Raw genomic sequence first — 24,399 nt, forward strand, 5'->3', positions numbered from 1 at the left:
CGGCGCAGGTGGGGCTAGGCCTTCGCGGTCTCTTCCAGCAGCGCGGCCTGTACCAGCAGGTGCAGGTCGCCGTCCGGATGTTGCTCCAGCCAGGCCTTCAGGTCGCGGAGCATCGCGGGCGTCCAGAAGCTCTTCAGGTGCTGGCGCACACCGCGCACGGCTTGCTCGCGGTCCGGCTCGCTGGCGAAGTACTGGCCGATCTGGTTGGCCATCTTGATCAGGTTCTCGATGCTCATCGGCGGGCCTCGGCTTTCTCGGTCTGGCGACGTTCCTTCAGCAGGCGCCGTTGTTCGTCACTGAACGACTGGAAGCGCTTCTGCCATTCGGATGGCTCGTAGACGCGCGTGACTTCCACCGCCGTGACCTTGTATTCCGGGCAGTTGGTGGCCCAGTCGGAGTTGTCGGTGGTGATCACGTTGGCGCCCGATTCCGGGAAGTGGAAGGTCGTGTAGACCACCCCCGGCGCCACCCGCTCGCTGACCTTGGCGCGCAGTACCGTTTGCCCGGCGCGGCTGCCCACGCCGACCCAGTCGCCGTCCTGGATGCCACGGCTTTCGGCGTCGCTGGGGTGGATCTCCAGGCGGTCCTGCTCATGCCAGGCGACGTTGTCGGTGCGCCGGGTCTGGGCGCCGACGTTGTACTGGCTGAGGATGCGCCCGGTGGTCAGCAGCAGCGGATAGCGGGCGTTGACCTTCTCGTCGGTGGGCACGTAGCCGGTGAGCATGAAGCGCCCCTTGCCACGCACGAACTCGTCGATGTGCATGGTCGGGGTGCCATCCGGCGCCGCGTCGTTGCACGGCCATTGCAGGCTGCCGTGGCGGTCGAGTTCCTCGTAGCTGACGCGGGTGAAGGTCGGCGTCAGGCGGGCGATCTCGTCCATGATCTGCGACGGGTGGGTGTAGTTCATCGGGTAGCCCAGGGCATTGGCCAGGGCCACGGTGCCTTCCCAGTCGGCCTTGCCGCCCAGCGGCTCCATCACCTTGCGCACGCGGGAGATGCGGCGTTCGGCGTTGGTGAAGGTGCCGTCTTTCTCAAGGAAGGAGCAGCCCGGCAGGAACACGTGGGCGAACTTGGCCGTCTCGTTGAGGAAGATGTCCTGCACCACCACGCACTCCATGGCTGACAGGGCGGCGGTGACGTGCTGGGTGTTGGGGTCGCTCTGGGCGATATCCTCGCCCTGGCAGTAGAGCGCCTTGAAGCTGCCGCCCAGTGCCGCTTCGAACATGTTGGGGATGCGCAGGCCCGGATCGGGCTGCAGGGTCACGCCCCAGGCCTGTTCGAACTGCGCGCGCACGGCCTCGTTGGAAACGTGGCGGTAGCCCGGCAGCTCGTGGGGGAAGGAGCCCATGTCGCAGGAGCCCTGGACGTTGTTCTGCCCGCGCAGCGGGTTCACGCCCACGCCTTCGCGGCCGACGTTGCCGGTGGCCATGGCGAGGTTGGCGATACCCATCACCGCGGTGCTGCCCTGGCTGTGTTCGGTGACGCCCAGGCCATAGTAGATGGCCGCGTTGCCGCCGGTGGCATAGAGGCGGGCGGCGGCGCGGATTTCTTCAGCGGGCACGCCGCAGACCGGGCCGAGCACCTCGGGGGCATGTTCCGGCAGGCTGACGAAATCGCGCCAGCGGGCGAAGTCGGCGGCCTCGCAGCGCGCATCGACGAAGTCCTGCTTGACCAGGCCTTCGGTGACGATGACGTGGGCCAGCGCGTTGAGCATGGCCACGTTGGTGCCGGGGCGCAGTTGCAGGTGCAGCTCGGCGCGGGCGTGGGGCGAATCCACCAGGTCGATGCGGCGCGGGTCGATGACGATCAGTTGCGCGCCTTCGCGCAGGCGGCGCTTGAGCTGCGAGCCGAACACCGGGTGGGCGTCGGTGGGGTTGGCGCCGATCACCAGGACGACGTCGGCCTGCATCACCGAGTCGAAGCTCTGGGTGCCGGCGGATTCGCCGAGGGTCTGCTTGAGGCCATAGCCGGTTGGGGAGTGGCAGACGCGGGCGCAGGTGTCGACGTTGTTGTTGCCGAATGCCGCGCGCACCAGTTTCTGCACCAGGTAGGACTCTTCGTTGGTGCAGCGGCTGGAGGTGATGCCGCCGATGGAGTCGCGGCCGTATTTCGCCTGGATGCGGCGGAACTCGCTGGCGGCGTAGGTGACCGCCTCGTCCCAGCTGACTTCCTGCCATGGGTCGCTGATGTGCTTGCGGATCATCGGCTTGGTGATGCGGTCCGGGTGGGTCGCGTAGCCCCAGGCGAAGCGGCCCTTGACGCAGGAGTGGCCGTGGTTGGCCTGGCCGTTCTTGTCCGGGACCATGCGCACCAGCTGGTTGCCCTTCATCTCGGCGCGGAAGGAGCAGCCCACGCCGCAATAAGCGCAGGTGGTGATGACACTGCGTTCCGGCTGGCCGATCTCGACCACGCTCTTTTCCATCAGCGTGGCGGTGGGGCAGGCCTGCACGCAGGCGCCGCAGGAGACGCACTCGGAGTCGAGGAAGTTATCGCCGCCAGCGGCCGCCACGCGGGACTCGAAGCCGCGCCCCTCAATGGTCAGGGCGAAGGTGCCCTGGGTTTCCTCGCAGGCGCGCACGCAGCGGTTGCAGACGATGCACTTGCTCGGGTCGTAGTCGAAGTAGGGGTTGGAGACGTCCTTCGCATCGCTCAGGTGGTTGGCGCCTTCATAGCCGTAACGCACTTCGCGCAGGCCCACCTGGCCGGCCACCGTCTGCAGTTCGCAGTTGCCGTTGGCCGAGCAGGTCAGGCAGTCCAGCGGGTGGTCGGAGATGTACAGCTCCATGACGTTGCGGCGCAGGCTCGCCAGCTTCGGCGTCTGCGTGCGCACCACCATGCCTTCGGTCACCGGCGTGGTGCAGGAGGCCGGGTAGCCGCGCATGCCATCGATTTCCACCAGGCACATGCGGCAGGAGCCGAAGGCTTCCAGGCTGTCGGTGGCGCAGAGCTTGGGAATGGTGGTGCCCAGCAGCGCCGCGGCGCGCATCACCGAGGTGCCAGCGGGCACGCTGATCTCGCGACCGTCGATGTTCAGGCTGACCTGAACGTCGCTCTCGCGGGCGGGAGTGCCGAGGTCGATTTCGCCAGAGTTGGCGGGGTCGAAGATGGTGATCATTGGTCGGCCTCCGAGGTTTCCAGACCGAAGTCGGCGGGGAAGTGCTTGAGCGCGCTGGTCACCGGGAAGGCGGTCATGCCGCCCAGTGCGCAGAGCGAGCCGTAGGTCAGGGTGTCGCAGAGGTCCTTGAGCAGGATCACCTGCTCGTCCCGCGCCTGGGCGTCGGTCGCCGCCAGCAGGCGGTCGACCACTTCCACGCCACGGGTGGAGCCGATGCGGCAGGGCGTGCACTTGCCGCAGGATTCCTCGGCGCAGAACTGCAAGGCGAAGCGCGCCATGCGGGCCATGTCGAGGCTGTCGTCGGCCACTACCACGCCGCCGTGGCCGAGCATCGCGCCCATGGCGGCGAAGGCTTCGTAATCCAGCGGGGTATCGAACTGCGACGGCGGTACCCAGGCGCCCAGCGGGCCGCCTACTTGCGCGGCCTTCAGCGGTCGGCCAGTGGCGGTGCCGCCGCCGTAGCCTTCCACCAGCTCGCGCAGGGTCAGGCCGAAGGCACGCTCGACCAGTCCGCCGTGGCGAATGTTGCCGGCCAGCTGGAAGGGCATGGTGCCAAGCGAGCGGCCCATGCCGAAGTCGCGGTAGAACTGCGCGCCCTTGGCCAGGATCACCGGCACGGAGGCCAGGGTGAGCACGTTGTGCACCAGCGTCGGCTGGCCGAACAGGCCTTGCAGCGCCGGCAGCGGCGGCTTGGCGCGGACCACGCCGCGCTTGCCTTCCAGGGAGTCCAGCAGGGCCGTCTCCTCGCCGCAGATGTAGGCGCCGGCGCCCATCCGCACTTCCAGCTCGAAGGTGCGGCCGCTGCCGCACACGTCTTCACCCAGGAAGCCGGCGTCGCGGGCGATCTGGATGGCCTGGTTGAGGGCGGTGATGGAATCCGGGTACTCGGAGCGCACATAGATGTAGCCCATGGTCGCGCCGACGGCGAGGCCGGCGATGGCCATGCCTTCGATCAGCAGGAAGGGGTCGCCTTCCATCAGCATGCGGTCGGCGAAGGTGCCGGAGTCGCCTTCGTCGGCGTTGCACACCACGTATTTCTGCGTCGCCTTGGCGTCACGCACGGTGCGCCACTTGATGCCGGCGGGGAAGGCCGCGCCGCCACGGCCGCGCAGGCCGGAGTCGAGTACTGCAGCAACCACCTCGGCGCCGTCCATGCCGATGGCGCGGCTCAGGCCCTCGAAACCGCCGTGGGCGCGGTAGTCGTCCAGCGACAGCGGCTGGGTGATACCGGCGCGGGCGAACAGCAGGCGCTGCTGGGTCTTCAGGTAGGGAATCTCTTCCACCGGGCCGAGGGCCAGCGGATGGCGGATGGGGTCGCTGGTCAGGGCATCGAGCAGGGCAGGAACCTGGTCCGCCGTCAGCGGGCCGAAGCCCAGGCGGCCATCGGCGCTTTCCAGCTCGACCAGCGGCTCCAGCCAATACAGGCCACGCGAGCTGGTGCGCTGCACGTCCAGCGGCACCTGGCGGCGTTCGGCCTCGGCGGCCAGCGCGGCGGCGACCTCATCGGCGCCCACCGAGCGGGCGACCGAATCGCAGGAAACGAAGAGCTTCAGCATGCGCCGTCCTCCAGGCAGCCGTTCACCAGCTCGCGCAGGCGTTCGGGGGTGAGGCGCGCATGTACGCGGCCGTCCAGCTCCAGGGCCGGCGAGCAGGCGCAAGCGCCCAGGCAGTACACCGGGCGCAGGGCTATCTGGCCGTCGGCGCTGGTGCCGTGGTCGTCCAGCGCAAGCTGTTCGCGCAGCTGGGCGGCCAGGCCCTCGGCGCCCATGCTCTGGCACGACTCGGCCCGGCACAGGCGCAGGGTATGGCGGGCGGGCGCGGAGGTGCGGAAGTCGTGGTAGAAGCTGATTACCCCGCGTACCTCGGCAACGCTGAGGTTGAGCGCGTGGGCGATTTCTGGAACGGCGACATCGGGGATGTACCCGATGCCATCCTGAATGGTGTGGAGGATCGGCAACAAGGCGCCGGGAGTCGCCTTCTGGCGTTCCAGCACGTCGTGAATCAGGGGCAGGTGGAGCGAGTCATCAGACATTCAGCGAACCTCGACATCGCGAACGCGCCTGCCGTCCCCCGGCAGCGGTTCGGAACTCTTCGGCTGCGGCGTGCCGGCCACGTCACGGGAGCGTGGCTCTTCGGAGCGCCATTCTTGTTATCCGGCCAGGCATCTGGGCGCACCTGGTCCTTAACAGTATGGAAGCTTGCCATCCCGGCTGCCGGCGGATTGCACCTGAACGACACGTCGCATCCTGAAACCGACAGAGGGCCGTGCAGGCAGGCGCAAGCGGCGTGCTGACCGCCCGTCAGGAGCGAATTTGGAAGCATCCTGCCCGCCGCCGGAGCCGGTGCGATGCGCCTCGCGCTCCAGGCTTCGGCGGCGGGCGAGGCCGGTCAGGCGTCGCGGTAGGTGCCCTTTTGCTTGGCGGCGTGGCTGGCCAAGGCATCCATCAGCGGTGGTGACAGGCAGTCGTAGGGCTCCAGGTGAAGCTCACGCAGGCGTTGGCGGATGGCGTCCATCTGTGAGGGCGGGGTGCCGCTTTCGATCACCGAGGAGACGAAGGCGGCGAAGCCCGGCGCCGACCAGCCCTCCTGCGGGGAGAGTTCGGTGTGCACGAAGTCGAGGCCGTAGAACGCATGGCCCTTGTTCTCGATGCGGCCGAACAGGTGTACGCCGCATTCACGGCAGGCATGTCGCTGGATGACAGCGCTTTCGTCGACGATCTGCAGTTTTTCGGGGTGGGCCGTCACGCTGACCTTGTCGCGCGGAACCACGGCGATCACCGCAAAGGTCGCCCCGACGGGCTTCCAGCATTTGGTGCAGCCGCAGGCATGGTTGTGCAGCGTCTGGGCGCCGACTGTGACTTCCACCTTGTCGGTCGCGCACCGGCACTGCAGCGTGCCGCCGCTGAAGCCGGGTTTCTCCGGGCGGATGCCGCTGTCCACGGAAGGGTGAATATGAATCGCGCTCATGGAATTAATCCTCCTCGTGTTCGGTCCGACAGGGAGGACGCAGCGCCATGCCGCGTCGGGATGCCCTGTCCGTCGACATGGATGACGGCGCGACTGGATGGGTCGTTGTGCATCAGCTGGAGGGCCTTGTCGATGCCTTCGAGGTCCAGGGTGGAGCAGAGGCGAGATCGATCCTGTTCTTCATCGCATCTTCCACCCTGCCGGGAAACTGGGGGGCGCCGTCGACGGCCGTTCCTTCCGGCTACGGCCGGGGCATGGGAAGGGACGGAGGCAGTGGTCGTACCGGCGTCGGTGTCGCCGACAGCGATCGACTGCTCTCAATCACGATAGGCGAGTTTTCAGAGGAGGGGATTCAGGGTGCCGGGCCGCGCTCAGTCCCGCGGCGCTGCACGGGCTTCGCTGCCGGCGCTACTTAGCCTGGAGCGACAGCACCAGCACTACCCACATGCCAAGCGTGGCGAGGAAGTTGACGGTGAAGACCAGCCCGCGCAACCGCACATTGGTGGTGAGTATCTGCACGCCGCTGTGGACCACGCGTCCGAGTACGAAGATCCAGGCAAGCCAGATGGCGGCAGTGCCAGCGAGCTGGTTCTGTATCAGCAGCAGGCAGGCGGCGTAGAAGATTACCGGCCATTCGAACTGGTTGGAGAGATTGGCGCTGATGCGCGGCTCTACCGCCGCCCAGGGGTTGCTGCCATCCCGGCGTTTACCGATCCCCCAGACTTTCGGCGCCCGCGCGACAGTCAGGAGTACGTAGAGGAAGGCTGTCAGTGCTATGTGCGCTGACATGGGGGCGATGAGTGGGTGCACGCTGGATTGCCCTCATTGTGCGGTGTGTTGCATCGGCAGGTTGGAGTCCTGCGCGAAGGTTCTGAATGAGGGCGCAGAGAGATGGCTGCGCTACAGCGGCGCCAGCGGCCTTTCCCGGCCGCCGGCGCCGTGGCTTATTGCGGCTCGACGCTGACAGCGACGGCGGAGGTGATGCGCAGCACGACCTGGCGGCCGATGTATTCGCGCTTCATTTCCACGTCCGGGCGAACCTTGACGGTGTGCAGGCCGCCGTCGGCGAGCTGCAGGGTGGCGGTGCGCTGGGTGGTATCGAGGGACTTGACCAGGGCGGTGATCTCGATGGTGTCGGCCGAGACCATGGCCGGCTTCTCGCCCAGGCGAGCGGTGGCGACCATGCCGGCGGCACCGTCCACGGCGGGTTCGCCGGGTTTGCGCAGGTAGACGACGCGCTCCATGACGACAACCGCCTTGACCCGGTCGCCGACCTTGAGCTGGTTGAAGTTGCGCATTTCCGGCGGTGCCTGGATGGTGCGGCTGTTGCCCTGGTCGTCCTTGAGGGTGAAGGTGCGCTTGGCCGGGTCAATGGCCGAGACGGTGGCCTGCAGCTCTTCGGTCTCGGTGATCGCGCCGCCCGGCACGCCCTTGTCGACCGACTCGGAACGGTCGTACTGGGTGTTCAGCGGCTGGTCGGCCTGGCTCTGGCAACCGACCAACAGGGCCGCGGCCAGCGGCAGGAAAACAAAACGGGATGCACTCACGGCGGGTCCTTGCTTCATGGTGTTTGAGGTTCGGTTTCGCGGATCTCGTAGATCGCGTTGTCCGGACGCATAGGCGTCACGCGGATCAGATAGCTGGGGCCGGGCTGGCCGAGCATCATTTCATTCAGGTTGAAGCGCACGTCGAGCTTGAGGTACTTGATCTCGCCCGGCGCGATGGAAAAGGTCTGCTTGATGTCGCGCGGTTCCCAGCTCGCCTTGCGCGTCAGCCCGGTCACGCGGAGGCTGTGATTGCCGGGCGCAAGCTCGACGCGGCGATAGGAGTTGAACTCCAGCGTACCGACGCTCTGCTCGTCGATCAGGATGTCCGGATAGGAGAAGCGCAGGGGTTGCCGGCCAGGATTGTCGGCCTTGGGGCGATACAGGTAGAGGGTTGCCTGGTGCGGACTGCTGGGGGGAATGGGTTCGAAATAACCGGGGCCGCTGCAGCCCGTGAGCAGGAGAAGGAACGCGAGGAAAATGGGGAGCCGGCGCATGACGGTCCTTCGTGGCGGCCTGGATCGGCGCAGCGTAACAGAGCCCCCGCGCGCCGTTCAATGCGCGGTTGTACGAATCCTGCGCCTTCCGCTGGCGGTGTGTGGTTGATCAGGGATGGCGCCAAGCGGTGGCCGCCTGTCGCCTCGGCTGCGCTTTGGCGGACTGTCAGACTGGCGCGAAGGCTCGAAATAGAGCGATTGCCACCTCGTCGGTCGCGGCCGGCGGACGGCGCGAGCATGGCGACTGCGCGGCCTAGTCCGTTTGGACGAGGTGATGCGCCGCATCTTTTTCATAGTCTCGAACCACCCCTGTTCTCCCTCAAGGGCGGTGAAGGCAATGAAAACAAAAAAAATCTGCCTGGCTGTGGTTCTCTGTGCGCTTTCCGCAGCCTATGTCCTGCTACTGGTCCAGCCCAAGCCAGCTGCCGTGGCCAGTGCTGTGTACTGCAACGCCAGCTACCCCAGCTGCTACGTACCGGTGCCCTCCATCAGCCGCCTGTTGCCCTGATCTCCTGTTTCAGCCGCCTGGCTCGTCGCCGATGGCGCGGGCGTGCATGCAGGGCAGGGTGCGGCCGCGCCTGACTGAGCGGGTATCGACGCTGGCCGGGCACGGCAAGTCATTTGCCGGCTGCTGACGCCACGTCGTGTATCGGGCAGCCCCCGCCGCAGGCGATGTTCGCTCATCGCCCAGATTCCCTTTTCTCTCTCGCCCGGCCGCGCGCAGCGTGACGCCGGCGTTCTGGCTCGCACCCATTGAGCTTTACAACTGGCACGGCTTCTTCACGCCAGAAACCGTCGTTGACGGCACCTTGGTTCGGCCATATGGTTATTTTAATTAACTAATAACCCATGTAGCGAGGCCGATGATGCCCAATCGCATCGAGATCGAAATCAGCTGGGGCGATTGCGACCCGGCTGGGATCGTCTTCTATCCCAACTATTTCGCTTACTTCAACCGTGCCACCGACGCCCTGTTCGCCAGCATCGACCTGCCCCTGAGGAAGGCCACGGAGCGCTACGGCATCGTTGGCTGGCCGATGGTCGATACCCGTGCGCGCTTCCTGAAGCCCAGCAGTTTCGGCGACATCCTGCGCATCGAAACCCACGTGGCCGAGCTGCGCCGCAGCAGTTTCACCCTCTGCCACCGGGCCTTCCATGCCGACGGTGCGCTGGCCGTGGAGGGGCACGACATCCGCGTCTGGACCGGCTCCGACGGCGAGCGGCTGGCCTCCCGCGAGATTCCGGCCGAGGTGCGTGCGCTGCTCGTCGGGCACCAGCTCCAGACTGTGGATTTCGCAAATATAGTTAATTGACATAACTAATTTGGCAGGATAGCTTTTCCCTCATCGAGCAAAACAAGAGCAAAGGTGAGACATGAACAAGTACGAAGGCCGCTGGCAGACCGTAACCGTCGACGTGGAAGGCGGCATCGCCTGGGTCACCCTGAACCGCCCCGAGAAGCGCAACGCCATGAGCCCGACGCTCAACCGCGAAATGCGCGACGTGCTGGAAACCGTCGAGCAGGATGCCGACGCGCGCGTGCTGGTGCTGACCGGTGCCGGCTCCGCCTGGACCGCGGGCATGGACCTGAAGGAATACTTCCGCGAAGTGGACGCCGGCCCGGAAATCCTCCAGGAGCGCATCCGCCGCGACGCCTCCGAATGGCAGTGGAAGTTGCTGCGCCTGTACTCCAAGCCGACCATCGCCATGGTCAACGGCTGGTGCTTCGGCGGCGGCTTCAGCCCGCTGGTGGCGTGCGACCTGGCCATCGCCGCGGACGAGGCGGTATTCGGCCTGTCCGAAATCAACTGGGGCATCCCGCCGGGCAACCTGGTGAGCAAGGCCATGGCCGACACTGTGGGCCACCGCGAGTCGCTCTACTACATCATGACCGGCAAGACCTTCGATGGCCGCAAGGCCGCCGAGATGGGCCTGGTCAACCGCAGCGTGCCGCTGGCGCAACTGCGCGAGGCCGTGCTGGAACTGGCCGCCGACCTGCTGGACAAGAACCCGGTGGTGCTGCGCGCGGCGAAGAACGGCTTCAAACGCTGTCGCGAACTGACCTGGGAGCAGAACGAGGACTACCTCTACGCCAAGCTCGACCAGGCCCAGCTGCGCGACCCGGAGCACGGCCGCGAACAGGGACTCAAGCAGTTCCTCGACGACAAGAGCATCAAGCCGGGCCTCCAGGCCTACCGCCGCTGACGGGCAGCCGCCGCGGGGCGCAGGCCCCGCGGCCAGAACAATGACAAGAGGAATCGCTGCATGAACGAAGTCTCGCTGTTGATCGGCGGACGGGCCTTGCCTGCCAGCAATGGGCGCACCTTCACCCGGCTCGACCCGCTGACGGGTACGCCGGCCAGTGTCGCGGCCGCCGCCACCCTCGAAGATGCCGATGCCGCCGTGGCTGCCGCCGCCGCGGCATTTCCTGCCTGGTCGGCGCTGGGCCCCGGCGAGCGCCGCCTGCGCCTGCTGGAAGCGGCGCGGCTGATGGAGGCGCGCAGCGCCGAGTTCATCGCCGCCGGCGCCCGTGAAACCGGGGCCATGGCCAACTGGTACGGCTTCAACGTCCACCTGGCCGCCGGCATCCTGCGTGAGGCCGCTGGCATGACCACCCAGGTGCTGGGCGAGGTGATCCCTTCCGATGTACCGGGCTCGTTGTCCATGGCCATGCGCCAGGCAGTCGGCGTGGTGCTCGGTATCGCGCCCTGGAACGCCCCGGTGATCCTCGCCACCCGCGCCCTGGCCATGGCCCTGGCGTGTGGCAATACCGTGGTGCTCAAGGCTTCCGAGCACTGCCCGGCGGTACACCGGCTGATCGGCCAGGTGCTGCACGACGCGGGCCTGGGCGATGGCGTGGTCAACGTGCTGAGCAACGCCCCGGAAGACGCCGCCGCGCTGGTCGAGCGGCTGATCGCCAACCCGGCGGTCAAGCGCGTCAACTTCACCGGCTCGACCCGCGTCGGCCGCATCATCGGCGAGCTCAGCGCCCGTCACCTGAAGCCCGCGCTGCTGGAGCTGGGTGGCAAGGCGCCGCTGCTGGTGCTGGACGACGCCGACCTGGACGACGCCGTCGAGGCCGCTGCCTTCGGCGGCTACTTCAACCAGGGACAGATCTGCATGTCCACCGAGCGGGTGATCGTCGATGCGCGGGTGGCCGATGCCTTCGTCGAACGCCTGGCGAAGAAGACCGCCACCCTGCGCGCCGGCCATCCCGCCGCGCCGGACTCGGTACTCGGCAGCCTGGTGGACGAAGCCTCCGCCCGGCGCATTCGCGCGCTGATCGACGACGCGGTGGCGAAGGGCGCACGCCTGCTCTGCGGCGGCGAATGCGAGGGCGCGGTGATGCAGCCGGCGTTGCTCGACGGCGTGACGCCGGAGATGCGCCTGTATGCCGAGGAATCCTTCGGCCCGGTGCTTTCGGTAATCCGCGTGGACGGTGACGAGGAAGCCCTGCGGGTGGCCAACGACAGCGAATACGGCTTGTCGGCGGCGATCTTCAGTCGCGACCAGGCCCGTGCGCTGAACCTGGCGCGGCGCGTCGAGTCGGGCATCTGCCACATCAACGGGCCCACCGTGCACGACGAAGCGCAGATTCCTTTCGGTGGCGTCAAGGCCAGCGGTTACGGTAGCTTCGGCAGCCGCGCCGCGCTCGATCACTTCACCCAGCTGCGCTGGGTCACCCTGCAGACCACGCCGCGTCACTATCCCATCTAAGTACCGATCCGAGCGCCCGGCAGGACGCCGTGCAGAACAAGAACAAGATTTACGCCGCCGCGCCGAAGGGCCCGGCGGCGTGTCTCGATGGAGCACACTCCATGAACCTCGACTCCAATACCCGGCCGCGCTACCGGCCGGTCGCCATCGGCCATCCCGAAGTGGACGTGCGCCGCGAAGCCGACGGCACCCTCTACATGCGGGCCCGCGAAGCCCTGGAGCAAGCGCCCGAACGCCTGCTGGAGCGCCTGCAACTGTGGGCGGCCGAACGGCCGCAGCAGACCTTCGTCGCCGCCCGTGACGAATCCGGCGACTGGCGCCGCATCAGCTATGTGCAGATGCTCGACAGCACCCGGCGTATCGCCCAGAGCCTGCTGGCCTACGGGCTCGGCCCGGAACGCCCGCTGCTGATTCTCTCGGGCAACGACCTGGAGCACCTGCAACTGGCCTTCGGCGCGCTGTACGCCGGCATTCCCTATTGCCCGGTGTCGCCGGCCTATTCGCTGGTCTCCCAGGACCTGGCGAAGCTGCGCCATATCGTCTCGCTGCTGCAACCGGGGCTGATCTTCGCCGCCGATGCCACGCCGTTCCGCCGTGCCATCGAAACCGTGATCGATGCCCAGGTGCCGCTGCTGTTCACCCGTGGCGAAGTAGCCGGACGTCAGTGCCGCGCCTTCGCCGAGCTGTTGCTGGCAGAGGACTGCAGCGAGGCGGACGCCGTCTTCGCCGCCACCGACGGCGACACCATCGCCAAGTTCCTCTTCACCTCCGGCTCGACCAAGCTGCCCAAGGCGGTGCCCACCACCCAGCGCATGCTCTGCTCCAACCAGCAGATGCTGCTGCAGACCTTCCCCGAGTTCGCCAAGGAGCCGCCGGTGCTGGTGGACTGGCTGCCGTGGAACCACACCTTCGGCGGCAGCCACAACCTCGGCATCGTGCTCTACAACGGCGGCAGCTTCTACATCGACGGCGGCCGCCCGACGCCCCAGGGCTTTGCCGAAACGCTGCGCAACCTCAAGGACATCTCGCCCACCGCCTACCTCACCGTGCCGCGCGGCTGGGAGGAACTGGCCGGCGCGCTGGAGAATGACGCGCAGTTGCGGGAGAGCTTCTTCTCGCGCATCCGCCTGTTCTTCTTCGCCGCCGCCGGGTTGTCCCAGGACATCTGGGATCGCCTGGATCGCCTGGCCGAAGCCCATTGCGGCGAACGCATCCGCATGATGGCGGGCCTGGGCATGACCGAGGCGGCGCCGTCCTGCACCTTCACCACCGGCCCGCTGTCCGAGGCCGGCTACGTGGGGCTGCCGGCGCCGGGTTGCGAGGTCAAGCTGGTGCCGTGGGAAGGCAAGCTGGAAGCACGCTATCGCGGTCCGAACCTGATGCGCGGCTACTGGCGCAACCCCGAGCAGAACGCCGAGGTCTTCGACGAGGAGGGCTTCTACTGCTCCGGCGACGCCCTGCGCCTGGCCGACGAGGCCAATCCGCAGCTGGGCCTGATGTTCGATGGCCGTCTGGCCGAGGACTTCAAGCTGTCCTCCGGCGTGTTCGTCAACGTCGGCCCGCTGCGTACCCGCGCGGTGCTCGCCGGGGCGCGCTACGTGCAGGATGTGGTGGTACTGGCGCCCAACCGTCCGAGCCTGGGGTTGCTGGTGTTCCCGCGCATGGCCGAGTGCCGTGCGCTGGCCGGCCTGGGCAAGGACGCCAGCGAAGCCCAGGTGCTGGGCAGCGCGCCGGTGCGTGCCTGGTTCGGCGAGTGGCTGGGGCAACTCAACCAGCAGGCGACCGGCAATGCGAACTTCTTCGGCTGGGCCGCGCTGCTCGATGAGGCGCCGTCCATCGATCGCGGCGAGATCACCGACAAGGGTTCGCTGAATCAGCGTGCCATCCTGGCCTCGCGTGCCGAACTGATCGAGGGTCTGTACCGGGGTGACGATGCGCGGTTGATTCCCGCGCCCTGAACCTGAGCGAGCGAAACGGGCCGCCTTGTGAGAGCAAGGCGGCCCGTTTTTTTGTGCGTGAAGTTCGGCGGGAAGAAAAGCGGCGCCGGGTGGCGCCGCTTGATGGGGTCTCAGTTGAAAGCGGTGGGCTGCGGGTTTTCCAGCAGCACGGCCATGCCCTGGCCGCCGCCGATGCAGGCGGAGGCGATGCCGTAGCGGCGGCCGCTGGCGGCCATCTGCCGGGCCACGGTATGGGCCAGGCGCAGGCCGGTGGCGGCCAGCGGGTGACCCAGGGCGATGGCACCGCCATGGCTGTTCAGGCGCTCGTCGTCCAGTTCCAGCTCGCGTTGCACGGCCAGCACCTGGGCGGCCTGGGCTTCGTTGATCTCGAAGTGGCCGATCTGATCCAGGCGCAGCCCGCAGCCATCGAGCAGACGGCGGATCGCCGGGGCCGGGCCGATGCCCATGTACGCCGGATCGACGCCGACTGCGGATGCCGCTCGCACCTGGGCCAGCACCGGTCGGCCCTTGGCTTCAGCGCTGGACATCAGCAACGCGGCGGCTGCGCCATCGACCACGGCGCAGCTGTTGCCGGCGGTCTGCACGCCGTCGGGGTAGAGCGCGTTCAGGCGCGCCAGGGCTTCGGCGGAGGTTTCGCGGATATGGCTGTCCTGGGCGGCGCGCGCCTGGCGGCTGGCGAGCTTCAGTCGGCGCGGGTCGAGGCCGGGTTGCTCGAAGGTCTGTTCGAGCACTTCCTGGATTTCCCCGGCGAACCAGCCCTCGGCCTGGGCCCGCAGGGCACGCTCGAAGCTGCGCAGGGCATAGGCGTCCACTTCTTCACGACGCAGCCCATAGCGGCGGGCAAGGTTCTCGGCGGTCTGCATCATGCTCAGGCCCACGGCCGGGTCGAGCAGCGCTTCCCAGAGGAAGTCCTTGAACTCCACCGGCTGGCCCAGGGCGAAACCGTTGCGGTGGCTGTAGCTGGCGATGGGATTGCGCGACATGGATTCGGCTGCCACGCACAGCACGCTGCGGGCCTGGCCGCGCTGGAGTTGCTCGGCGCCCTGGCGCAGCAGCTCCAGGCCGGTGCCGCAGATGCGCTGCACGCCCAGGGCCGGGACCTGCTGCGGGACGCCGCAATACAGGCCGATGTGGCGCGGCAGCATGTAGGCATCGAAGCTGGCCTGGGCCATGTTGCCCGCCAGCACGCTGTCGATGCCGGTCGGGTCGACGCCGCTGCGCGCGAGCACGGCACGACCGGCGCAGATGCCCAGGTCGGTGGGCGAGACGGGGGCGAGGGCGCCCCGGTAGTCGATCCAGGGGGTGCGCACGGCCTCGACGAGCAGGGCGTCGTCGAAGGCGCTGAAGAGTCCGGGTTGGTTCATTGGCTGGATTCCTGAATGTTACGTGAGTGGATCGGTGGCGCAGCGCCAGGCCGCGCCGGGGAAAGGGGGCAGGTCAGTCGTTCTGGTTGGCCGGACGGTGCCGCAGCAGGAGGATGATCCCGGCGGCGGCTACCACGATGCCGGGCGCGGCAACGGTCATCAGGCCCGAGGCGCCGGCACCGGAGGCCAGCATTTGGCCGGCGAGCAGGGGCCCGCCGATGGAGCCCAGGCGGCCCACGGCGACCGCCGAGCCGACTCCGGTGGCACGGATGCCGGCCGGGTAGAACTGCGGCGCCAGGGCATAGAGCACCAGCTGCGCGGCGAGGACGAAGAAGCCGGCGGCGAAGCCCACCAGCAGCATGCTGGCGAAGCCGTCGAGGGAGCCCAGGCCCGCCAGGGCGAGCAGGATGCCGGTGTAGATCAGCGCCACCAGCAGCGTCGGCCGCCAGCGGTCGAGCAGCACGCCGGCCAGCACCGAGCCCAGCGCCATGCCCAGGTTCAACAGCAGTTGCACGCTGCCGGCCTGGATGCGGCTGAAGCCCTGGCCCATGAGCAGCGACGGCAGCCAGTTGAGCAGCATGTACACCACCATCAGGGTGAAGAAGCAGCTCAGCCACAGCAGCAGGGTCGGCAGCGCCTGGCCGGAGCGGAACAGCCCCTGGTACACGCCGATGCGCTGGCCGTCGCCGGCCGGATGCTGATAGGCCCGGGATTCCGGCAGGCGCAGGTAGAGTAGCGGCGCCACCAGCAGCGGCGCCCAGCCGCCGATGTGGAACACCAGTTGCCAGTGTTCGGCGCCGGCCGACATGCCGGCCAGGGAGGCCAGCGCGCCGCCCAGCGGCACCCCGCAATACATCAGGCTGACCGCGGTGGCGCGGCGGGCGCTGCCGGCGGACTCGGAGGTCAGGGCGATCAGGTTGGGCAGCGCGGCGCCCAGGCCCAGACCGGTCATGAAGCGCGCCGCCAGCAGGCTGTCGAGGTTCCAGCTCTGGGTAGTGGCCAGGGAGAACAGGCCGAACAGGGCCACCGCCGCGGTCAGCACGCGCTTGCGGCCGATGCGGTCTGCCAGCAGGCCGCCGAGGAAGGCGCCGGGCAGCAGGCCGACGATGCTGGCGCTGAACACCCAGCCGAGCTGGACCTTGTCCAGGCCGAAATGCGCGGCGATACCCGGCCCGGCGATGCCCGAGGACTGGATGTCGACGCCCTCCAGCAGGGCGACGATGAAGCACAGCAGGATGGTGAGGCGAGTGGCAGCGGTTCGCTGCGCCGCCGGGGCGGGAGTGATGTCGTTCATGCCGATAGCGCTCTTGTAGTTGTTGTTGATCGCAAACTAGTTAATTAAATTAACTAGTTTGCGATGCTAGGAGGCTTGGACGCATTCGTCAACGGCACGGCCGTCCACCGCCGGAGGGCGGTGGACGAGGCGCGATCGGAAAATGGGAGGGCGAGCGAGGAGGGGATTACGCGGGGGAGTGGATCTTCTGCAGCAGGCCGAGCAGTTGTTCGCGTTCGGCGTCGGAGAGGCCGGCGGTGGCGGCGAGGTCGCTCTGCAGGGCGACGTCCTTGAGCTGCTTGAGCAGGGTTTCGCCGGCCTTGCTGAGGAAGATGCCGTAGGAGCGCTTGTCCGGCTTGCAGCGCACGCGCACCGCGAGGGCACGGGTCTCCAGCTTGTTCAGCAGCGGCACCAGTTGCGGTGGCTCGACGCTCAGAGCGCGGGCGAGATCAGCCTGCATCAGGCCGGGATTGCTCTCGATGATTGCCAGGGCGGTGAACTGTGCCGGGCGCAGGTCGAACTTGGCCAGTTCATTCACCAGGTGCTGGAACACCGACAACTGGGCCCTGCGCAGGGCGTAGCCGACGTAGTTGTCCAGGGGCGAACTCAGGTCCGGGCTGGCGGCCTCCTGGATCTCGTCATCGGGAGCAGCGCTTTTCTTGGCCATACGGTTACTCGTGTTAACGATTTTGGGCGATCTTCGCACTTTTTCTACGGCGCTGGCCAGATGGGGCGGATTTTCTACGCGCAGCGATGCGATGGACCTCAGGATCGGGGTGGCTCGTCCTTGAACACCTGGCGCATCAGCTCAAGGTAGCGCCGGGCACCCAGGCCGAGTGGACGGGATTTGATCCAGATGACGTCGACCCAGAGCCGCAGGCGGCTGGCCATGTTGTCGAAGCGCACTTCCGTGACCGCGCCCGAGGCCAGCAGGGGCTGCACCAGGGGGTGCGGCAGGTAGGCCCAGCCAAGGCCGGACTGGATGAACTCGAGGGTGGCCAGGTAGCTGTCGGTCAGCCAGATGCGCCGTGACAGCACCATGCGCGGGTCGGACCCGGTGGGCTTGCCCGAGGCGACTATGATCTGCCGCTGCTCCGCGAGCTGTTCCTCGCGCAGCGGCACGCCGTCGTGCGGGGCGACGGGATGTTGCGGCGAGGCCACCGCCACCAGCAGCTGGCTGCCTGCTTCGAGGAAGGATTCGCGTTCGTCGATGCCGGGGCGCTCGAACACCAGGGCCAGTTGCACGGCGCCCTCGTGAAGCATGCGTACCGCTTCGGCCTGGGTGGCCGAGCGGACCTCGATCTCAAGGCCGGGGAATTCCTCGGCAAGAATCGCCAGCGGCTCGCCCCAGCGACCGGTTTGCAGTTCCGGCGCTATCGCGAGGCTCAACCGTTGTTCGAGTCCCTTGTGCAGCTGCAACGCCTGGGCATCCAGCAGGTTCAGCTGGCAGATCACCTGCCGCGCCTGGGGCTCCAGCGCCAGTGCGGCGGTGGTGGGCAGGGCCTTGCGCGTGCTGCGGTCGAACAGCGTGAGGTCCAGCTCCGCCTCCAGTTGCGCCACCGCCATGCTGACGGCGGACGGTACGCGGCCGAGCTTGCGTGCGGCGGCGGAGAAGGAGCCGCTGTCGAGCACGGCGAGGAAGATCGCGAGCGAGTCGCTGGAGAAGGCCATGGTTTTCAATAATCCTGATGACGGTCTTCGCCGGGGCTGGAGTTCGGGGGCTGATCCCGCCGAAATTTTCGAATGGGCCTGGCTGGTTGTCAGAATAACTGATGGTAATCGTCTTTTTCGATCTCCGGAGCGCGCTTACTTTGGCTGCCAACAGCATCTGCAGAACGAAAGGAGACAGAGATGCCCAATGCACAGTGGCAGGGCCAGGTCGCGTTGATCAGCGGCGCTGGCAGCGAACAGGGGATTGGCATGGCGATCGCGCGGCGGCTTGGCCGGAACGGCGTGAAGCTCATCGTCACCGCCAGCAGTCCGCGTCTGTTCGACCGCGTAGAAGAACTGCGCGCCGAGGGTTTCGAGGCCGAAGGACGACTGGCGGACCTGACCGACGAGGCCCAGGTAAACGCCCTGGTGGAATGGGCCGAAGCGCTCTGGGGGCGCATCGACATTCTGGTCAATAACGCCGGCATGGCCATGCAGGGCAGCCCGGAGCCCTTCGCCGATGTGGTCGACACCGACCTGGCGGCATGGAACCTGTCGCTGGCGCGCAACCTGACCACGGCCTTCCTGCTCACCCGTGGTGTGCTGCGCGGCATGAAGGCGCGCGGCTACGGGCGGGTGGTGCAGATCAGCTCCACCACCGGGACCCGTGGCAGCAACCCCGGCGAGGCCGCCTACAGTGCGGCCAAGGCCGGAATGGTCGGCATGAACATGGGGCTGGCGCTGGAAGTCGCCCGCCATGGCATCACCGTGAACAGCGTGGCGCCGGGGTGGATCGCCACCGGGTCCTCCACCGAAGAGGAAGCCATCGCCGCGCGCTACACGCCGGTCGGCCGGGCGGGGCGACCGGAGGAGGTGGCCGCCGCGGTGGCCTTCCTGGCGTCGCCGGAAGCGAGTTACGTGACCGGTGAACTGCTGGTGGTCGACGGCGGCAACTGCCTGGTCGAGAACAAGGCGCCCTGAGGCCACGAAGGAAGACAGCCATGAACAAGCCTGTGGTTCTGATAACCGGTGCGTGCGGTGGAGTGGGGCGGGCGCTGGTGCAGCGGTTCGCCTCCTCGGGTTGGCGGGTGTTCGTCACCGACCTGGACGGCGAGGCGTTGCGGCGTCTGGCGGAAGCGGAGGGCCTGGCTGGCAGCAGCGCGGGCGACATCCGCCAGCCCGCCGAATGCCGGCGCATAGTGGCCGATGCGATGCAGGCGACCGGGCGCATCGATGCGCTGGTCAATGCCGCCGGTGTCTGGCGCGAGGGGCAGGTCGAGGCGTGCAGCGAAGAGGACTTCGACATCGTGCTGGACGTCAACCTCAAGGGCACCTTCTTCATGTGTTCGGCGGCGATTCCGCACCTCAAGGAAACCGAAGGAGCGATCGTCAATATCTCCAGCGATGCCGGGCGCCAGGGCAACCGCAACGCCGCCGCGTACTGCGCGAGCAAGGGTGGCGTGACGCTGCTGAGCAAGACGCTGGCGCTGGACCTGGCGCCTTTCGGCGTGCGCTGCAACACGGTCTCGCCGGGCGACATCGAGACGCCCATGCTGCGCTTCCAGGCCGAGCGCTACGGTGGCGGCGACCCTGAGGGTTACTACCGTGAGCTGCTCGCCAAATACCCCCAGGGCGAGCGGGCCGCGTTCATCCAGCCGGCGGAAGTGGCCGAGCTGGTGCATTTCCTCTGCCAGCCTTCCGCGCGCTCGATCACCGGTGCGGACCTGGCGATCGATCGTGGCGTCTCGGCGGGCAACTGAGCGCCATCGTAATAACCAGAACCCAAGGAAGGTCTCGTCCATGAACACCCTGCACCCTGAAAAGGAATCGCCCGTGCATCGCCCCACCGCCTGGCACGTCACCCACTGGAGCCGCGACAGCTATTGCCGGGGCGCCTACAGCACGCTGCTGCCCGGAGGTACGCCCGTACATCGCGCGACCCTGGGCGAGTGTCTGGGGGGCCGTCTGGTCATCGCGGGCGAGGCCTGCAACCCCAGGGCGCCGGCCATGGTGCACGGTGCTTGGGACGACGGCATTCGCGCTGCGAAGCTGGCCGTTCGTGCCGGCGCCCGGCGGGTCATCGTGATCGGCGCGGGCTGCGCGGGCCTGGGCGCCGCGCGCCATCTGCGGGCACAAGGTATCGACTGCGTCGTGCTCGAAGCCCGGGAGCGCATTGGAGGCCGCACGCATAGCCTGCAACTGGGGGCGGTGACGGTGGATGTCGGCGCCGCCTGGCTGCAGCAGTTCGACGACAACGCCCTGGCCCGCGAGGCAGAGCGCTTCGGGGTGCGCCTGGTGGCGACCGACTTCGGCCAGCCGCTGGCCGCTGCCAGCGACGGCCCGGTCGATGGCATCGATGCCGCCTGGGAGGCGCTGCGCCGGGGCATCGATCGGCGCCTGCCCCTGGCCGAGGGCGTGGCACGCTACCTGGCTACCCTCACGCCGGCTGAGGCGCGGGCGACGCGTTACGCCATCGATGGCAACCTGATCATCGAGGCTTGCCGGCCACTGGAGGAGCTGTCGGTGGACTCGCTGGACGAGGAGGGCGTCGGCGCCAACGACCATTTCCTGCCCGGCGGCTACCGCCAGCTCATCGACCACCTGGCAGCCGGGCTCGACATCCGCCTGGAGCAGCCGGTCGCGCGGATCGACTGGCAGGAAGGTGGAGTCCGGGTGAACGACGAGCGCGGTGATTTTTGCATCTGCAGCGTGCCGCTGGGTGTGCTCAAGACGCTGCAGTTCGTCCCGGCGTTGCCGGAACCCCAGCAGGACGCCCTGGCCCACCTGGGCATGGGCACGTTGGAGAAGGTGGTGTTGCAGTTCGAGGAACGCTGGTGGCCGCGGTCACCCACGGGCTACTTGCGCTGGTACGACACGCCGGCAAGCTGGGTCGAATGGCTGGACCTGACCGATGCGGTGGGCAAGCCCACGGTGGCCGGATTGATCGCGGCGGACGCGGTCGAGCGGCAGTTCAGCGGCCGCAGCGACGAGGACATCGCCCTGGCCGCCCGCGATGCCCTGCAGGCCTGGGCGCGTGCGGTGGAGGCGATGCGCTGAACGCTGGCGGGGCTTCTCGCGCCGGGTGTGATAGAGGTCCGGCGCTATCTGTCGTGCATTCCCGGGGTGGGCCGCTGTCGTTCATGCAAATGCACGAGTGGGGCCGCGAGCTATAGCGTCATCACCATCTCGTGCCACGCCATGCCGCCGTGGTCCGACGCCGACGGGCGCACGTACTCGTAGCCGTAATGGCGATAGAGATCGACGTGGCGATCCTTGCACATCAGGTGAATGGTCCGTTTGTGCATGCCCCTCATGCGTTCGATGAAGGTGCGCATCATCAGTGAGGCATAGCCCTTGCCCTGGTGGGCAGGGTCGATGACCACCGACATGATCACTGCGTTGGGTGCGTCAGGGTCATGGCCGACCAGCTCCTTGAATGCCTCGTCGGACATCACCACGTCATGGGCGCAGCCGCTGTTGATGAAGCCGATCACTTCGCCGTCCAGCTCCATGATCAGGAAGCCTTGCGGGTACTGGGCGATGCGCGTGGCGATCTTCGCCTCGGTCGCCGCTTCATCGCCTTCATAGGCGGAGATCTCGATCTGGTAGCAACGCGCGGTATCGGCCGGCACGGCCATGCGGAAGGTGGGGACGGTCATGATGAGTCGATTTCCTGCCCATGCAAGGGCGCAGGTGAATGCGGGTGGCTATGGTAAATGTTCATCAAGCCGCGTGAAGTGCATTGGGTTCGGTACGGGATGAAATGCATGCACGCGAGCGCGATTGCCGATGGCTCAGGTCGCTGCCGATTGACAGGGATGCTCGATGCGCCGGGAAGCTGCACGCGCCTGCCTTCGGCAGTCTGCACGGGGTGTCGGTCGGCTGGCCCATTCCTGAGCTGGCAAAGTGCCGGTAATCTAGCGGTCCGGGCGAGCGAAAGGACGACGTTGCGTGATCAAACTGAAGGGATATTGCTGGAGCGAACGCCATGCCATCGGGTTCGTTCGTCTGCTGTCAGCATCGCTGGTTGCCTTCGGCTCCCATGCCGTCGCAGAGGATCTCGAACCCCGGACCTACTCCAATACACCGGTCGGGATGAACTTCCTGATCCTGGGGTACAGCGACATGGATGGCAGCGTGACTGCCAATCCCTCTACCCAGTTGCAGGACGCCAAGCTCAACATCAAGACGTCCGTCTTCGCCTTTTCCCGATCCCTGGACGTGTGGGGCCGCTCCGGAAAGTTCGATATCGTGCTGCCGGAGGCTCACCTGAAGGGTTCTGCGCGGGTCGCTGGCGAGCCCCGCGAGCGCGATGTCAGCGGCCTGATCGACCCGAGACTGCGCTTCTCGGTCAATCTCTACGGTGCTCCGGCACTTTCAATGGCCGAATTCCCCAGTTACCAGCAGGACGTCATCATCGGCGCCAGCTTCGCGGTCACGCCGCCGCTCGGCCAATACGATTCGAGCAGGCTGATCAATCTCGGCAACAATCGCTGGTCGTTCAAGCCGGAGCTGGGCATTTCCAAGCGCCTGGGCGCCGTGACCCTGGAGTTGTCCGGCGCAGCCACCTTTTTCACCGACAATGACGAGTTCTACGGCCACCGGGTGCTTTCCCAGAATCCGATCTATCAGATGCAGAGCCATCTGATCTATGCCTTTGCCAATGGCATATGGGCGGCGCTGGATGCGACCTACTTCGAGGGCGGAAGTACGTCGATCAATGGTGTCGGCAACCATGACTTCCAGGAAAACACGCGCTATGGCGCCACCCTCGCGCTGCCATTGAGCCGACAACATTCGCTGAAGCTGTATGCGAGCAATGGCGCCTATAGCCGCACCGGCAGCGAATACGACGTCGTCGGGGTCGCCTGGCAGTATCGCTTCGGCGGCGGGATCTGAGCCCTTGGCAAGCGGTGCATGAATAGCTTCGGCTGATGTTCAGTTCGTCCGCCGGACGGTCGGAAATCGGGATTTCCTCTGCCTGTCCGCTCAATCGCACGTGTGGTTTCCGGCGGGGAGCGGGGCGATCAGGTCGTCAGGGTTGTGCGGCGGCGTGCGCCGGATTAGGGATCATCTAATCTCGGCTATAACCGAGCGGTGGAAGTCCGTACCGCTCTTTGGCTGGCAAAAGGAACGTGACCATGGGCAATACGCAGGAAATTTATAAACCCGCGACCGTTCTGGTGGTCGACGATACGCCAGAAAACCTGATGCTCATGGCTGAGCTGTTGAAGGATGCCTATCGGGTCAAGGTTGCCAACAGTGGCGAGAAGGCCCTTCGCCTGCTGCAGGGCGACTCGCTGCCGGACCTGATCCTGCTCGACATCATGATGCCGGATCTTTCCGGCCATCAGGTGGCGGAAAAGCTCAAGAGCGACCCGCGTACCGCCGACATTCCCATCATCTTTCTCACCGCCATGGCCGCGATGGAGGACGAGGTTCGCGGGCTGCAGATGGGCGCGGTGGACTACATCACCAAGCCGATCAATCCGCCTATTGTGCTGGCGCGTGTGGAAACCCAGCTGAAGATCAAGGCCGCCGCCGACTTCCTGCGTGACCAGAAGGAGTACCTGGAGCAAGAGGTGCAGCGTCGTACCGCCGAGGTCATGGCCATCCAGGACGTGACCATCCAGGCCATGACCTCGCTGGCCGAAACCCGCGACAACGAGACCGGAAACCATATCCGCCGAACCCAGCACTACGTGAAGCTGCTGGCCGAAATCCTGCGTGAGCATCCGCGCTTCCGGCACTTCCTCAATGACGAGACCATTCGCCTGCTGTTCAAGTCGGCGCCGATGCATGACATCGGCAAGATCGGCATTCCCGATTACATCCTGCTCAAGCCGGGTCGCCTGACGCCGGAAGAGTTCGAAATCATGAAAACCCACACCACCCTGGGGCGCGACGCCATCCAGCATGCCGAGGACCAGCTGGGCATTTCCGTGGGGTTCCTGCGTCTGGCCAAGGAAATCGCCTACAGTCACCAGGAAAAGTGGGACGGCAGCGGTTATCCCGAGGGGCTGGCGGCTGACGATATCCCTATCAGCGCCCGCCTGATGGCGGTGGCGGATGTCTATGACGCGCTGATCAGCCGGCGCGTGTACAAGGCCGGCATGACTCACGAGCAGGCGCTGGAGATCATCCGCCAGGGACGTGGCGCGCACTTCGATCCGGATATCTGCGACGCGTTCCTGGGTAACCATGAGCAATTCCAGGCGATTGCCGCACGTTACGCCGATAGCGACCAGGACATGGCCAGGCAAGTCGCTGCCCTGGCGTTCATCGCGCAGGAACCGTGAGCCTCGGCGTGGCCC

General features: G+C 66.9%; 23 protein-coding genes. 10 read left to right on the top strand and 13 right to left on the bottom strand.

Annotation, left to right across the window (positions count from 1 at the left end; translation table 11 throughout):
- Nucleotides 1-14 precede the first annotated feature (14 nt).
- From J5M67_RS15160 to J5M67_RS15195, 8 genes are all read right to left on the bottom strand, one after another.
- Nucleotides 15-236 (bottom strand): formate dehydrogenase subunit delta, encoded by a 222-nt coding sequence (locus J5M67_RS15160; protein ID WP_207886163.1) that lies wholly within the window; start codon nt 234-236, stop codon nt 15-17.
- Nucleotides 233-3,115: a formate dehydrogenase subunit alpha gene (gene fdhF, locus J5M67_RS15165; RefSeq protein ID WP_207886164.1), complete on the bottom strand. Its 2,883-nt coding sequence runs from the start codon at nt 3,113-3,115 to the stop codon at nt 233-235. Before fdhF ends, J5M67_RS15160 begins: the two co-directional genes overlap by 4 nt.
- On the bottom strand, nt 3,112-4,671 hold the full coding sequence (locus tag J5M67_RS15170; protein WP_207886165.1) for an NADH-quinone oxidoreductase subunit NuoF: 1,560 nt from the start codon (nt 4,669-4,671) through the stop codon (nt 3,112-3,114). Before J5M67_RS15170 ends, fdhF begins: the two co-directional genes overlap by 4 nt.
- Nucleotides 4,665-5,147 carry a formate dehydrogenase subunit gamma gene (locus J5M67_RS15175; protein ID WP_152223241.1) on the bottom strand — a complete coding sequence of 161 codons (483 nt, stop codon included), beginning with the start codon at nt 5,145-5,147 and terminating at the stop codon, nt 4,665-4,667. Before J5M67_RS15175 ends, J5M67_RS15170 begins: the two co-directional genes overlap by 7 nt.
- Nucleotides 5,148-5,503: 356 nt before the next feature.
- Nucleotides 5,504-6,082, bottom strand: a complete 579-nt coding sequence (gfa, locus tag J5M67_RS15180; RefSeq protein ID WP_207886166.1) for an S-(hydroxymethyl)glutathione synthase — start codon at nt 6,080-6,082, stop codon at nt 5,504-5,506.
- 408 nt (nt 6,083-6,490) lie between these two features.
- Nucleotides 6,491-6,892, bottom strand: a complete 402-nt coding sequence (locus tag J5M67_RS15185) for an MAPEG family protein (protein WP_207886167.1) — start codon at nt 6,890-6,892, stop codon at nt 6,491-6,493.
- Nucleotides 6,893-7,026: 134 nt separating this feature from the next.
- Nucleotides 7,027-7,629: a hypothetical protein gene (locus J5M67_RS15190; protein WP_207886168.1), complete on the bottom strand. Its 603-nt coding sequence runs from the start codon at nt 7,627-7,629 to the stop codon at nt 7,027-7,029.
- A 14-nt stretch (nt 7,630-7,643) separates the two neighbouring features.
- The gene (locus J5M67_RS15195; RefSeq protein WP_207886169.1) at nt 7,644-8,123 is read right to left on the bottom strand and encodes a DUF2846 domain-containing protein; all 480 of its coding nucleotides are present in this window, start codon (nt 8,121-8,123) and stop codon (nt 7,644-7,646) included.
- 337 nt (nt 8,124-8,460) lie between these two features.
- Between J5M67_RS15195 and J5M67_RS15200 the strand changes: the two genes are divergently transcribed.
- The 5 genes from J5M67_RS15200 (at nt 8,461) to J5M67_RS15220 (ending at nt 13,798) form a co-directional block, all read left to right on the top strand.
- Nucleotides 8,461-8,631, top strand: a complete 171-nt coding sequence (locus tag J5M67_RS15200) for a hypothetical protein (RefSeq protein ID WP_207886170.1) — start codon at nt 8,461-8,463, stop codon at nt 8,629-8,631.
- Nucleotides 8,632-8,989: 358 nt separating this feature from the next.
- The gene (locus J5M67_RS15205; protein WP_207886171.1) at nt 8,990-9,436 is read left to right on the top strand and encodes a thioesterase family protein; all 447 of its coding nucleotides are present in this window, start codon (nt 8,990-8,992) and stop codon (nt 9,434-9,436) included.
- Between the two features lie 61 nt (nt 9,437-9,497).
- A complete protein-coding gene (locus J5M67_RS15210; protein ID WP_207886172.1) occupies nt 9,498-10,328 on the top strand; it encodes a p-hydroxycinnamoyl CoA hydratase/lyase in 831 nt (276 codons plus the stop codon).
- A 60-nt stretch (nt 10,329-10,388) separates the two neighbouring features.
- Entirely contained in the window at nt 10,389-11,840 is a 1,452-nt protein-coding gene (locus tag J5M67_RS15215; protein ID WP_207886173.1) for an aldehyde dehydrogenase, read from the top strand.
- A gap of 101 nt (nt 11,841-11,941) precedes the next feature.
- Nucleotides 11,942-13,798, top strand: coding sequence for a feruloyl-CoA synthase (locus tag J5M67_RS15220; RefSeq protein WP_207886174.1), 1,857 nt, complete (start codon nt 11,942-11,944; stop codon nt 13,796-13,798).
- A gap of 110 nt (nt 13,799-13,908) precedes the next feature.
- Here J5M67_RS15220 and J5M67_RS15225 read toward each other — a convergent pair whose 3' ends face one another.
- The 4 genes from J5M67_RS15225 to J5M67_RS15240 all read right to left on the bottom strand — a co-directional run bounded on the left by J5M67_RS15225 (nt 13,909) and on the right by J5M67_RS15240 (nt 18,106).
- On the bottom strand, nt 13,909-15,162 hold the full coding sequence (locus J5M67_RS15225; RefSeq protein WP_207886175.1) for a thiolase family protein: 1,254 nt from the start codon (nt 15,160-15,162) through the stop codon (nt 13,909-13,911).
- A gap of 73 nt (nt 15,163-15,235) precedes the next feature.
- Complete coding sequence (gene mhpT / locus J5M67_RS15230; RefSeq protein WP_207886176.1) at nt 15,236-16,456, bottom strand: 3-(3-hydroxy-phenyl)propionate transporter MhpT; 1,221 nt, start codon at nt 16,454-16,456, stop codon at nt 15,236-15,238.
- 166 nt (nt 16,457-16,622) lie between these two features.
- Nucleotides 16,623-17,102, bottom strand: a complete 480-nt coding sequence (locus J5M67_RS15235) for a MarR family winged helix-turn-helix transcriptional regulator (protein ID WP_207886177.1) — start codon at nt 17,100-17,102, stop codon at nt 16,623-16,625.
- A gap of 98 nt (nt 17,103-17,200) precedes the next feature.
- Nucleotides 17,201-18,106, bottom strand: coding sequence for a LysR family transcriptional regulator (locus J5M67_RS15240; RefSeq protein ID WP_207886178.1), 906 nt, complete (start codon nt 18,104-18,106; stop codon nt 17,201-17,203).
- 180 nt (nt 18,107-18,286) lie between these two features.
- Here J5M67_RS15240 and J5M67_RS15245 point away from each other — a divergent pair, with 180 nt between their 5' ends.
- From J5M67_RS15245 to J5M67_RS15255, 3 genes are read left to right on the top strand one after another with little or no spacing between them, the layout of a single operon-like run.
- Nucleotides 18,287-19,066 (top strand): SDR family NAD(P)-dependent oxidoreductase, encoded by a 780-nt coding sequence (locus J5M67_RS15245; protein ID WP_207886179.1) that lies wholly within the window; start codon nt 18,287-18,289, stop codon nt 19,064-19,066.
- Nucleotides 19,067-19,086: 20 nt separating this feature from the next.
- Nucleotides 19,087-19,845, top strand: coding sequence for an SDR family NAD(P)-dependent oxidoreductase (locus tag J5M67_RS15250; protein ID WP_207886180.1), 759 nt, complete (start codon nt 19,087-19,089; stop codon nt 19,843-19,845).
- A gap of 40 nt (nt 19,846-19,885) precedes the next feature.
- On the top strand, nt 19,886-21,142 hold the full coding sequence (locus J5M67_RS15255; RefSeq protein WP_207886181.1) for an NAD(P)/FAD-dependent oxidoreductase: 1,257 nt from the start codon (nt 19,886-19,888) through the stop codon (nt 21,140-21,142).
- Nucleotides 21,143-21,252: 110 nt separating this feature from the next.
- On the opposite strand, the gene J5M67_RS15260 is transcribed toward J5M67_RS15255, so the two are convergent.
- A complete protein-coding gene (locus tag J5M67_RS15260) occupies nt 21,253-21,744 on the bottom strand; it encodes a GNAT family N-acetyltransferase (RefSeq protein ID WP_207886182.1) in 492 nt (163 codons plus the stop codon).
- A 292-nt stretch (nt 21,745-22,036) separates the two neighbouring features.
- Between J5M67_RS15260 and J5M67_RS15265 the strand changes: the two genes are divergently transcribed.
- Entirely contained in the window at nt 22,037-22,984 is a 948-nt protein-coding gene (locus J5M67_RS15265) for a transporter (protein ID WP_368735934.1), read from the top strand.
- A 242-nt stretch (nt 22,985-23,226) separates the two neighbouring features.
- Nucleotides 23,227-24,384 carry a two-component system response regulator gene (locus J5M67_RS15270; protein WP_207886183.1) on the top strand — a complete coding sequence of 386 codons (1,158 nt, stop codon included), beginning with the start codon at nt 23,227-23,229 and terminating at the stop codon, nt 24,382-24,384.
- The last annotated feature ends 15 nt before the right edge of the window (nt 24,385-24,399 follow it).

Origin of the sequence: Pseudomonas sp. 30_B (assembly GCF_017491605.1) — a bacterium.
Taxonomy (GTDB): domain Bacteria; phylum Pseudomonadota; class Gammaproteobacteria; order Pseudomonadales; family Pseudomonadaceae; genus Pseudomonas.